This is a genomic window from Flavobacterium sp. IB48, from assembly GCF_016405855.1.
In the GTDB taxonomy this organism is placed as follows: Bacteria; Bacteroidota; Bacteroidia; order Flavobacteriales; family Flavobacteriaceae; genus Flavobacterium; species Flavobacterium ginsengisoli.
Map to the genome: position 1 here is coordinate 815047 of NZ_JAEFCA010000002.1, position 11488 is coordinate 826534.

The window sequence follows — 11488 nt, forward strand, 5'->3', positions numbered from 1 at the left end:
TTTTATTCTATATTTGGATAAAATAGAATGCTTTTTTTATGGAAGAATATGGCAAAATATTAATTATCGCAATGCCGATTTTTTTAGTTTTAATTGTAATCGAAAAACTATACGGCATTTACAAAAAGAACGATACTGCTCCATTAATAGATAGCGTATCGAGCATAAGTTCTGGCATTACCAATTCGGTTAAAGATGTTTTGGGGCTTAGTATAACTTTTCTTTCCTACGAATGGCTAGTTTCTAAAATTGCATTACAGCATTTAGAAGCAAATGTTCTCTCCTACTGCATAGCTTTTTTTGTAATTGATTTTTATGGTTATTGGAGTCATCGCCTGGCGCACCAGATTAATTTTCTTTGGAACAAACATGCTATTCATCACAGTAGCGAAGAATTTAATCTTGCTTGTGCACTTCGTCAGCCCATTGCAAGTTTAGTCAATTTGTTTACTTTTTTGCTTATTCCCGCCGCTTTACTTGGCGTTCCAGCTTCTGTTATTGCTATCACGCTTCCAATTCATTTATTTTTACAATTTTGGTATCATACAAAGCACATCAAGAAAATGGGTTTTATTGAGCATATTTTGGTAACGCCATCACATCATCGGGTGCATCATGCGATTAATCCAGAATATCTAGACAAAAACCATTCGCAGATTTTTATTTTTTGGGACAAAATTTTTGGAACTTTCCAAGAAGAATTAGACGATGTACCTCCTGTTTTTGGAATTACAAGGCCTGCCAATACATGGAATCCGATTAAAATAAATTTCCAGCATTTGAGTTTATTAATAAAAGATGCTTGGCGCGCTCCAAAATGGAAAGATAAATTAACCATTTGGTTTAAACCAACAGGCTGGCGTCCTGAAAATTTTGAAGAAAAATATCCTGTAAACAAAATTGAAAATGTTTTTGATTTTGCAAAATATGGCACCCAGAATTCTCAAAAATTAATATACTGGTCTGTTGCACAAGTTTTAATAACCTTGCTATTTGTGAGTTATTTATTTGACAATATTGCCAAAATTGGCCTGCCAAATATTTTTATCTATGGCTTCTTTATTTTTGTAACCATTTATAGTTACACAGAGTTAATGGATAAAAATCGGTTTGCACTTTTGTGGGAAGCAATCCGATTAGGAATTGTAATCTGTATTATTGGTTATTATGGTGATTGGTTTGGTTTAAATCGTGTAATTCCGATTAGTAATTATATTATTTTTGCCTACTTGTTTTTATCATTTTTAATGACACTTTATTTTGTCAATTTTGATTTTAAAACCAACCAAAACCAATATATCAATTCATAACCCCTATTATGAGAAACTCTTCTTTTTTTAAAATTTATTTAGCCTTTAGTATAGTTTATCTAATTATACTACTTTCAGGCTACGAGCGTTTTGATCTCTTTCTCAAACCCATTTTAATACCAATTATAGGATTTGGAGCTTATTTTTATAGAAAATTTCCAACTCAGAATATTTTATTGGCCGCGCTTGTACTTTCTTGGCTTGGAGACGTCATTTTGCTTTTTACAGATTTGGGCGAGATTTACTTTATCTTAGGTCTAGTATGTTTTCTAACAGCACACATTGTTTATTGTGTTCTATTTAATAAACAGAAAAGAATTAGAAAAAGGCAAAACAAACCACTTTTTATATTCGGAAGCGTCTTAATAGCATTTTATTTAATTGGAATGGTTTCTGTTCTAATGCCACATTTAGGAGATCTTGAAATTCCAGTTTCTATTTATGCTTCTATAATTTCAATTATGCTATTATTTGCTTTTAATGGATTTTTGGTTTGGGAAAAACCAGGCAATCAACTTGTTTTTTTAGGTGCTATTTTCTTTATCATTTCAGATAGTATTTTGGCCGTAAATAAATTTTATGCTCCAATTCCTAAAAGCTCATTTTTTATTATGTTGACTTATCTTCTGGCACAATATCTGATTGTAGTTGGTACTTTAAAACTAAACCCAAAAACAGTAGAGCAAACAGTTTAACCATACGTAACCTCAACCATGAAAAAAATAGCTTTTTTAATTATTTTATTAATCAGCGCTTCTTCTTGCGTGAGCACAAAATCGACTTTAAAGAATGTCGATGATAATGCTCCTGATTTAATTTTGAAAAAGGATAATACTTTTTCTATAACACAATTTGCTAAAGACAAAAAATACGGATATGATCCTGATTATCCAATTAATATCTTTTTTCAGAATACAAACAACGAGGCTTTAAACGAAGTTCGTTTCTTAAATGCTTTAGCTGGTCCAAATGGAGAAAAAATAACATTTCACAGATTAGAGACCTGCTGCCCATTTCCTACTAAGAGAAGCAATATGGGTGCTGGATTTTTAAATGTTTACGAATTGAAATGGGAAGGACAGAAAAAACCTGTAAAGCTCTATTTAAATATTTATGAAAAAGGAATTTTGATGGTTCCTATGGGGTTGAGATTGAAGCAGAATTAAAGATTACATTCCACTTCTTTAAACAAAGATCGTTTAGAATCGGCAACAGTACTATTATTTGGATTTTGCTGAACAATTTTTACATTTGTAATACATTTCTTTCTTTAATTTCTTTCTTAAGTATTCATCTATGATTATAAAATGCTAAATATATTACCTTTAATACTTATTATTTTACCAATATTATCCCAAATAATATTAGGAACATTTTCAATCTATAAGCCCACTTCTTTTAAATTCAGCATCATTTCTTGGATTAATTTTGTTCTGCAAATTATACTCTCTTTTGTAGCTTTTAATATTGCCGATTATAATCTTGCGAAACTATATGAACCAAATCCTGTCAGATGCGGAATGCCGCTTGTCGGAATGGCAATGGCTTGTTTCTTTTTTCTTTTTATTCTGATTTTGATTATCGCAATACAATTTTTAATTAAAAGATGGAGAGAAAATAAATTAAAAAGACGTGTTAATGAAAACTAAAAAACAATATTAAACTGTAAAACTTCAGAACATGACAAATGTCATCTATCAGTTTATTTTCATGCTTTAATATTGCCTCGGAAAAAGCATTTAATCATTTTAAAGAAATTTTAGCAATTCATTAATTCTACTAAGCTCGTAGCCAGTTATTCGACTTCTTAAAATAATCTTAAATCTTCATCTGCTATTCATAAATCATAACTACCTTTGCATTGCAAAAAAATAATTTTATGAACTTACAACATATTCCACAAATTAAGCATACTGATAGCGGGAATTTCTTTTTATTGGCGGGACCTTGCGCTATTGAAGGAGAAGAAATGGCTCTTAGAATTGCTGAAAAACTAGTTGGTATTACCGACAATCTACAGATTCCTTATGTATTTAAAGGATCTTTTAAAAAAGCAAACCGTTCTAGAATTGACAGTTTTTCTGGAATTGGAGACGAAAAAGCCTTAAAAATCTTAAGAAAAGTTTCAGAAACTTTTCATGTTCCAACTGTAACAGATATTCATACTAACGAAGATGCTGATATGGCTGCTCAATACGTAGATGTGTTACAGATTCCAGCATTCTTAGTTCGTCAGACAGATCTTGTTGTTGCCGCTGCAAATACTGGAAAAGTAGTAAACTTGAAAAAAGGACAATTTATGAGTCCAGAAAGCATGAAACACGCTGTTCAAAAAGTTTTAGACTGTAATAATGAAAATGTTATGGTTACTGACCGCGGTACAATGTTTGGCTACCAAGACATGATTGTAGATTTTAGAGGTATTCCTACTATGCAGCAATATGCTTCTACAGTTCTAGACGTAACACATTCTTTACAACAGCCAAATCAGACAGCTGGAGTTACAGGCGGAAGACCTGACATGATCGAAACAGTAGCAAAAGCAGGTATTGCAGTTGGTGTTGATGGTATTTTTATAGAAACACACTTTGACCCTGCCAACGCAAAAAGTGATGGTGCTAATATGCTTCATTTAGACTATTTTGAAGGCCTAATGAATAAGTTAGTTGCCATCAGAAAAACAGTTAACGCATTTTAAATTATAATACTTAAGTTCTTTGAAAACAAAAATTTTATTTTTCTTACTGATCTGTGTTTCTTTAAACACATTTGCTCAGGAAGAAATACCAGTACAAAAATATGCTGCTCACAACAAAGGAAAATTCTTTGTTATGTGGGGTGGTAATAGAGAAAGTTACTCAAAATCTGATGTAAACTTTAGGGGCAAGGATTACAACTTTACAGTTGAAAATATGGCAGCTCATGACAAACCAAAAGGATGGCATGTTGATTATATTAATCCTGCTAATATGACAATTCCTCAGACAAATTTGAGATTGGGTTACTTTTTTAGCGATCATTACAGTGTTACAATTGGTGTTGACCACATGAAATATGTAATGGCACAAAATCAAATTGCAAATGTTACTGGAAACATCAATTTACCTGCAGATGATCCTGCATCAATTTACAATGGCACTTACAATAACACACCTGTAGATATGTCTCAAGGTGGAGCTAAAGAAGGTGGTTATGGCAAAGGTGAAATAAATGTAAACGGTCCAGCTTTTTTAATGTACGAACATACAGATGGTTTAAACTACATTAATACGGAAGTTGCAAGATTTGATGATATCTCGGAATGGTTTGGTTTGCCAAATATTGATAAAGTTCAGATTAACTTAACTGAAGGTATTGGCGCCGGGGTTTTATATCCAAAAACCAACACTACTATTTTAGGTAAAGAACGTCATGATGATTTTCATGTTTCTGGTTATGGGGTTTCTGCAAAAGCAGGTCTTAACATTACTTTTTTCAAACATTTTTATGTTCAAGGAGAGTTAAAAGGAGGTTATATCAACATGCCGGATATCAAAACTACAACAAGTAATGAAGATAAAGCGTCTCAACATTTTACTTATTTTCAACGAATTATTGCTGTTGGAGGTATATTTAGAATCTAATATTTCGTAAAATATATTTAGAAAATAGCTGTCATTTTATTTGGCAGCTATTTTTTTTATTACTTACTTTGCAACTCAAAGTACTTTAAACTACACTTTATGAAAAACAAAAAATATCTATTTCCCATTATTACTTTTTTCTTGAGCTTTGGTTGTGCCTTATTTGTAGCAATAAAAGTTTTTCCTAATAATCCGTTTACGGGAAATAAAGAAGAAAAAACAATAACAAGCAAGTTTAAAGATGGAGATCTTATTTTTCAGACTTCAGAATCTCAACAATGTGAAGCAGTTCGTATTGCTACAAACTCAAAATTTTCTCACTGCGGAATTATTTACGACATTAATGGAAAATGGTTTGTTTTTGAAGCTGTTCAGCCTGTAAAACTTACTCCGCTAGAAGATTGGATTAAACATGGAAAGGATAGTAAATATGTTGTTAAACGACTAAAAGATGATAGCATTTTAAAACCTGAAGTTTTGCAAAAAATGAAAGATTACAGCCAGCAATTTGACGGTAAAGAATATGATGCTTATTTTGAATGGACTGACAACAGAATATATTGCTCTGAATTGATTTGGAAGATTTATAAAAATGCCGCCGGAATTGAATTGTCTAAACTTAGAGAGTTGAAAGATTTTAATTTGCAAGATCCGAGAGTTCAAAAAATACTAAAAGAGCGTTATGGCAATGATATTCCATTAGAAGAAAAAGTCGTTGCTCCTTCTGACCTTGCAGATTCTAATATATTAAAAACAATAATTGACACTTATTAATATTGTAAAAAGCTAGATTGCTTTATCGTCTCTAGCTTTTTTATTTAGCTATTTACTTTGAAATTCAAAGAACTTTTAAACCTACACTATGAGAGATTATTTAATTGAAAAACTATATGAATGTTCTAAAAAACCATATCAAAAATACTTTAAGAAAAATGATCCTTGGAATATTGATAAAAACACTCTAATGGATTATCCCGAAGAAAGTCTAGGATTTGGCTTGGGAAGTTTTCTCTACAAAAACCATTTTGATATTCAGGAAAAACTCGAAGATCACGACATTATCCATGTTTTGACTAATACTGGCGTTTCGGTTTATGAAGAAATTGGCATGCAGTATTATCTGCTTGGTAACGGAAAAAAAAGCTTGTATCTGTTTATGGTAATAGCAACTGGAACTATTTTTTATCCGAAACGTATCAACTATTTTATTCATCAATTTAAAAGAGGAAGAAAAGCAAATGCATTTCATTATCTCGATTTTTCAAAAATGCTTTTTATGCCTGTTCAAACTATTCAGCAAACTTTTAAAATTTAAAAACACATGAAAACAATTCACACCCCTTTTGAAGAAAAACAATCTATTGAATTGGCTGTTGGTACATTTATAATCAGCACAATTCTGTTTATTCTTTATATTGTTTCAAATGCAAACTCTATAGTTTTGGTTATTGCATGGCCATTTGCTTTAGCTGCTATTGTAGTTAATATTATAATGTTTTTTCATTTGATGGAAAAGTTTATCCATTTACCTCATCAGCGAAAAGATATCGGAATCAAAATTTTAATCTTGCTTTCTAATATTCCTATCCTCTTTTTATTTTATTTGATTGTAATGAAACTTTAATCTCAATCGATACTAATTATCAAAAAAAAAACAGCAATCAATACTTGATTGCTGCTTTTTTTTTGATAGACACATGCTATTTTATCTTATGTCAAAATTCTCATACATGTATTGAAAAACGGGCATATATGACAAGTAATCTTCACTTTTACTACAAAAAGTAAGTATGTATAAATCTCTATCTTTAATAAAAAAATATTGCAAAATAGTACCGAAAACACCATTACTCATTAATTGCTTGTAAACAATTTCTTGTCCCTGCAAACCGTTTTTTACAACCTTACGATTAGAAATAATTTCGCTGCTTACTCCGAATCTTTTATCAATTATCTTTTTTACTGTTTTTGCTTTAACTCCTGAATATCCAAGATCAGAAATCCGTAAACTTACATTTTCAATAAAATTATCATTTGCCGAACTTTTTTCGCTTAAAAGCATAAACTTCTTTTGCAAAGAATCTGATTGTTGAAGATGCCAGTTATAAGGAAATAATACAGAATATTTTTTTTCGCTTATATATAATTTCCCAGAGGCATCTTCAGATTTATGCTGTCCAAATACGAATGTTACAAATAATATAGTGATAAAATTTAAAAACAGCTTCAAAATAAATCTTAGTTAGCTTTTTTAGTCTCGATTCCGTTTTGGTCTAATAAATACATTAATGTAGTCATTGTCGCTGCTCCAAGCTCAAGCTCTCTTTTATTGATTGCATCAAATTTATCGTTTGCCGCGTGATGATAATCGAAATAACGCTGAGAATCTGGCTTTAAACCTGCTTTTACAATTGCTTGAGAAGTCAAATGGCTAATATCTGAACCTGCGTGACCAATTGTAAAACTGTGCACTAAATAAGGTTCAAAAAGATCTTTATAACCTTGAATTTTTTTCAAATTAGCATCATCAGCTTCAATTGAAAACCCTCTTGGTGAAAATCCTCCTGAATCACTTTCTAAAGCAAAAATGTGGTTTTCTTTATTTTGTTTTGAAACTTCTTCGTATTTAGCACCACCTTTTCCGCCGTTTTCTTCGTTCATAAACAATACAACACGAATTGTATTTTTAGGTTTATAGTTTAAGTTTTTCAAAATACGAATCACTTCCATACTTTGTACTACTCCTGCTCCATCATCGTGAGAACCATCTGCTAAATCCCAAGAATCTAAATGTCCTCCAACAACCATAATATTTTCTGGACTTACAGTTCCTGTTAATTCTCCAATTACGTTATAAGATAATACGTCTGGTAAAGTTTCACAAGATTGTTTGAAATAAAATTTCAAAGCTGGATTTCTTTTTAAAGTTTTACTTAATAATTCTGCAGCGTTTGTACTAATAGCCGCTGTTGGAATATATTGCTCTTTTGGCAAATCTCCATAACTTTGAGTTCCTGTATGAGGAAAATCATCCAAACGCAAGTTCATTGAACGAACAATACTTCCTACCGCTCCTAATTTTGCAGCTTCTTTTGCTCCTGCATATCTTTGGTCAACGCAAGCTCCATAAGAAGTAAAAGTTTCAATATTTTCAGGATTCATTGGTCTGTTAAAGAACACAATTTTTCCTTTCACTTTATCTGCACCAAGTTCGTTTAATTCTTTAATTCCTTGAACCTCGATTATTTCTGCAGTAAGACCTGTTTTTGCTGTTGCAACAGAACCACCCAATGCACAAATTGGCACATTAGTTTTTACTTTTCCATCAAGAATATAAGCTGTTTCTTTTTCTCCTCTAACCCAATGAGGAACCATAACTTCTTGTAAATAAACTTTGTCAAGCCCTAAACTTTCTAATTGTCTTTTAGTGTACTCAACTGCTTGTTCTGCTCCTTTAGATCCAGACAAACGAGCGCCAATATCGTTAGATAAATATTCTAACCATGTGTAGCATTTTGACTCGGTTAAAGCTTTTTTGTAAAATAATTTGATGTTTTTTTCATCATTTGTCTGTGCAAAAGATGTCAATCCGCTTAAAACTAATGCAGTTAAAAGAATTGTTTTTTTCATAGTTTTGATAGTAATTTTGGAGTTTATAGTGCTTTTGGCACATTCACAAAGGAACAAAATTATTGACAGTTGAACGCTTTTCTTTAATCTTTTAACAAAAAAAAGCTCTTATTACAAATTATTCAATCTGTAATAAGAGCTTTTACATATTTTGCAAATAAAGATTATTTTATTTCAATAATCTTATTTTTTGTTCCAATTCCGTTTTCATTAAAAGGCTCAATTGTAAAATAATATTTTGTGCCTTTATCCAAACCTCTAAAATCATACGTATTGTCACCATAAACCATAATGCTGTTATACAATTTATCTGGTTCGATTCCATAATAAATATTATAACCAATTGCATCTGCTTGTTTTTTCCATGAAATCATAGCGTTTCTAGAATCTGCTTTGTTTCTATCTACTTTGAAAGAAGCCACCGATTTTGGTTTTGCTGCCAATCCGTTTCCAAAAACTCTGAAATCAGAGATTGCAAATAAACCAGATGCATTGTGAATATTTTCCATTTTGATATAACGCGCTTTGATCGGTTTTGTAAGTTCTACATAATCGTGAGGTGCATCTTTATCGTTTTTAGATTTATCTACTACCAAAGTCCAATTTTTAGCATCGTCAGACATGAATATTTTATATTGATAATAAATATCCATTGCTTTATTAAACTGTGTCGCTTTATGATCAGCGTAATTGATTTGAAGTGCATTAATCTCCATTGGTCTTCCTAAATCCATTTGAAGCCATTCTCCCGGATTATTAGTTTTTGCCGACCAATAGGTTTGAATGTTTTCATCTGTTAGATTTTCTGGTCCGTAACAGAACTTCTCATATACTTTTTTCCCTCCATTATCCATTCTATGGGTTTCCACTTCCATACATTCCTCAGAAGAAGAAACAGTTACTGGCTTTTTATACGAAAGTAACATCCATCCTGAAGCAGCACCTTTAGTTTGATCACGCTGGCTTGTTGGCAATACAATTGGAAAATCTCCATAAGCTGTAATAGAATACATTACATCGTCTTTATCAAATCCTGCGGGAAACATATCTATACGACGTTCAAAACGATCTTTAATAGAAATTTTGCATGTTCCAGTATTCCAGTAGTTTCCATAATTATCGGCAAAAGTGTTTCCATGTCCAGCTCCAATTACAAATCCGCCTGGTTTATATGACATCGGATTGTGTTTCTGATATGCAAACGGCCCTAACGGATTATCTCCCACATGAACTCCATTTGCATAACCTTTAAACTCGGTTGCAGGAGCTCCGTATTGCATATAATATTTTCCGTTATGTTTCGTCATCCAAGCTCCTTCGATAAAATTTCCCCAAGGTGCAGGTTCCATATCATTGTTTGGTCCAAAACGTTCCCATCCGTGAGCTGAAGGATCTAAAATGGCAACTTCTTTAATTTGTCCGTAAGGTTTTTGAATATCTTCTACTTCTGTCGCTTTATATAATGTTGCATAATCAGCCTGATTTCCTTTTGGAAGCCAAGTATTATAATCAACTTCTACTCCAACAAGTGGTAATTTTCCGCTTGAACCATAGTACATGTATACTTTTTTATCATCGTCCTGAAAAATGGCAGGATCCCAAGTTGGAAGCATTGCTTTATCTACATGGCGTGTCCATCTTCCTGATTTTGGATCAGCTGTTTTCCAAATTGGATGATCTCTTTTCCAAGTTGAACCAACATAAAATAATGTATCGTTTACAACCCAAGCTGCAGGAGCACATTGGTCGTCGTCGCCTGGCTGTCTTTGAAAACTTCCGTAAACAAAATTCCAGTCTGACATATCTTTACTCCAAAAGAAACCTGCCTGATTGGTAGCAAATAAATAATATTCGCCTTTATAAGTAATAATTACAGGATCAGCGCTCGAACGGCGTGATTCTGGAATTCCGTTGTGGTTATGAGTCGTAAAATTGTATCCAATATTTATCGGATTACAATAGGTTGTTGCGGGTCTGCTAGGGTCAAACCATTCTGTTTTACCAGAATTTTGAGCCAAAAGAGTGCTTCCGAAAAGCATCGAAAACAAAATCGGCGTAAGTTGTTTATATATCTTTTTCATGGTTAGATTTCTTTAATAAAGTTTTAGAAGATTAGTTTTTAACTTCCTTTCTTTCCTTTAAAAGTTCAGGTTCATTTGTGGTGATGTAATTGAATTTATGAGCTATAATCCAATCCATATCTTTTGCGTCATTAACAGTCCAAGCATTTAAGATAATCTTATTGTCTTTAGCTTCCCGTATCCATTCCGGGTGTTTTTGAAAAACAGAATAGTGATAGTCAACCCCATTAATTTTATCTGCTTTTACTTCTTTTGGAGATTTATTTCCTTCTAAATATTGAAGAGAGGTTTTAGAATCTATTTCTCTAATTTTCTTTAGAATATCATAATCAAAACTGATGTAGCAGGTATTTTTATTGGCTTTTAGTTTTTTAATGGTTTCGACAGCTGCTACAGCAGTTTTTTGTCCTCTTTCTTTACTAATTTCCGAAGGTTTAATTTCGCACACTAAAAGAGTGTGTTTATTATTACGCATTCCTTCTGAAATATATTCGTGAAGGGTTGGAAGTTTTTCTCCGTTAGAAAGTTTAAATTTTATCAAATCTGCATAATTCGTTTCTTCAATAAGCAGTTTGTTGTAATGTGCGTCGTGATTAATAACAAGCGAATCGTCTGCAGTTCTCCATACATCAAATTCTGAACCTGGCAATTTTAAATCAATCGCATGTCTTAAAGATGCAATTGAGTTTTCGGGAAGATTGTTTTTTTTCCATGCACCTCGATGCGCTACAATTGCATTCTTTTGTGCATTACAAAATGAAAAAGCAATAAGACACACTGCACTAAATATTTTAATTTTATTCATAATAATCGTAGTTAAAAAATTACAAAAAAGGTTATTCAT

The 11488-nt window shown here is 32.0% G+C and carries 13 protein-coding genes; 9 read left to right on the top strand and 4 right to left on the bottom strand.

The window, feature by feature from the left end:
• Positions 1 to 38: 38 nt before the first annotated feature.
• From JC605_RS10565 to JC605_RS10605, 9 genes are all read left to right on the top strand, one after another.
• Positions 39 to 1310, top strand: a complete 1272-nt coding sequence (locus JC605_RS10565; RefSeq protein ID WP_198856134.1) for a sterol desaturase family protein — start codon at positions 39 to 41, stop codon at positions 1308 to 1310.
• Positions 1311 to 1318: 8 nt separating this feature from the next.
• Positions 1319 to 2005 (top strand): lysoplasmalogenase, encoded by a 687-nt coding sequence (locus tag JC605_RS10570; RefSeq protein ID WP_198856135.1) that lies wholly within the window; start codon positions 1319 to 1321, stop codon positions 2003 to 2005.
• An 18-nt stretch (positions 2006 to 2023) separates the two neighbouring features.
• Positions 2024 to 2476: a 2-dehydro-3-deoxyphosphooctonate aldolase gene (locus tag JC605_RS10575; protein ID WP_198856136.1), complete on the top strand. Its 453-nt coding sequence runs from the start codon at positions 2024 to 2026 to the stop codon at positions 2474 to 2476.
• Between the two features lie 141 nt (positions 2477 to 2617).
• Positions 2618 to 2959, top strand: a complete 342-nt coding sequence (locus tag JC605_RS10580; RefSeq protein ID WP_198856137.1) for a hypothetical protein — start codon at positions 2618 to 2620, stop codon at positions 2957 to 2959.
• Between the two features lie 230 nt (positions 2960 to 3189).
• Complete coding sequence (gene kdsA, locus JC605_RS10585; protein WP_095927741.1) at positions 3190 to 4008, top strand: 3-deoxy-8-phosphooctulonate synthase; 819 nt, start codon at positions 3190 to 3192, stop codon at positions 4006 to 4008.
• A 19-nt stretch (positions 4009 to 4027) separates the two neighbouring features.
• Positions 4028 to 4933: a hypothetical protein gene (locus JC605_RS10590; RefSeq protein ID WP_198856138.1), complete on the top strand. Its 906-nt coding sequence runs from the start codon at positions 4028 to 4030 to the stop codon at positions 4931 to 4933.
• Between the two features lie 99 nt (positions 4934 to 5032).
• Entirely contained in the window at positions 5033 to 5707 is a 675-nt protein-coding gene (locus tag JC605_RS10595) for a YiiX family permuted papain-like enzyme (protein ID WP_198856139.1), read from the top strand.
• A gap of 88 nt (positions 5708 to 5795) precedes the next feature.
• On the top strand, positions 5796 to 6248 hold the full coding sequence (locus tag JC605_RS10600; protein WP_198856140.1) for a hypothetical protein: 453 nt from the start codon (positions 5796 to 5798) through the stop codon (positions 6246 to 6248).
• Between the two features lie 6 nt (positions 6249 to 6254).
• Complete coding sequence (locus tag JC605_RS10605; RefSeq protein WP_198856141.1) at positions 6255 to 6557, top strand: hypothetical protein; 303 nt, start codon at positions 6255 to 6257, stop codon at positions 6555 to 6557.
• Between the two features lie 81 nt (positions 6558 to 6638).
• On the opposite strand, the gene JC605_RS10610 is transcribed toward JC605_RS10605, so the two are convergent.
• The 4 genes from JC605_RS10610 to JC605_RS10625 form a co-directional block, all read right to left on the bottom strand.
• Entirely contained in the window at positions 6639 to 7163 is a 525-nt protein-coding gene (locus JC605_RS10610; RefSeq protein WP_198856142.1) for a PsbP-related protein, read from the bottom strand.
• Between the two features lie 8 nt (positions 7164 to 7171).
• Positions 7172 to 8563, bottom strand: coding sequence for a M20/M25/M40 family metallo-hydrolase (locus JC605_RS10615; RefSeq protein ID WP_198856143.1), 1392 nt, complete (start codon positions 8561 to 8563; stop codon positions 7172 to 7174).
• Between the two features lie 164 nt (positions 8564 to 8727).
• A complete protein-coding gene (locus tag JC605_RS10620) occupies positions 8728 to 10644 on the bottom strand; it encodes a discoidin domain-containing protein (RefSeq protein WP_198856144.1) in 1917 nt (638 codons plus the stop codon).
• A 31-nt stretch (positions 10645 to 10675) separates the two neighbouring features.
• Positions 10676 to 11449 carry a glycerophosphodiester phosphodiesterase family protein gene (locus JC605_RS10625; RefSeq protein WP_198856145.1) on the bottom strand — a complete coding sequence of 258 codons (774 nt, stop codon included), beginning with the start codon at positions 11447 to 11449 and terminating at the stop codon, positions 10676 to 10678.
• Between the last annotated feature and the right edge of the window lie 39 nt (positions 11450 to 11488).

Coding starts and splice junctions, on each gene's coding strand:
- JC605_RS10570 (WP_198856135.1), top strand. CDS start 1,319: ATGAGAAACTCTTCTTTTTTTAAAATTTATTTAGCCTTTAGTATAGTT.
- JC605_RS10595 (WP_198856139.1), top strand. CDS start 5,033: ATGAAAAACAAAAAATATCTATTTCCCATTATTACTTTTTTCTTGAGC.
- JC605_RS10600 (WP_198856140.1), top strand. CDS start 5,796: ATGAGAGATTATTTAATTGAAAAACTATATGAATGTTCTAAAAAACCA.
- JC605_RS10620 (WP_198856144.1), bottom strand. CDS start 10,644: ATGAAAAAGATATATAAACAACTTACGCCGATTTTGTTTTCGATGCTT.
- JC605_RS10565 (WP_198856134.1), top strand. CDS start 39: ATGGAAGAATATGGCAAAATATTAATTATCGCAATGCCGATTTTTTTA.
- JC605_RS10605 (WP_198856141.1), top strand. CDS start 6,255: ATGAAAACAATTCACACCCCTTTTGAAGAAAAACAATCTATTGAATTG.
- kdsA (WP_095927741.1), top strand. CDS start 3,190: ATGAACTTACAACATATTCCACAAATTAAGCATACTGATAGCGGGAAT.
- JC605_RS10625 (WP_198856145.1), bottom strand. CDS start 11,449: ATGAATAAAATTAAAATATTTAGTGCAGTGTGTCTTATTGCTTTTTCA.
- JC605_RS10615 (WP_198856143.1), bottom strand. CDS start 8,563: ATGAAAAAAACAATTCTTTTAACTGCATTAGTTTTAAGCGGATTGACA.
- JC605_RS10575 (WP_198856136.1), top strand. CDS start 2,024: ATGAAAAAAATAGCTTTTTTAATTATTTTATTAATCAGCGCTTCTTCT.
- JC605_RS10580 (WP_198856137.1), top strand. CDS start 2,618: ATGCTAAATATATTACCTTTAATACTTATTATTTTACCAATATTATCC.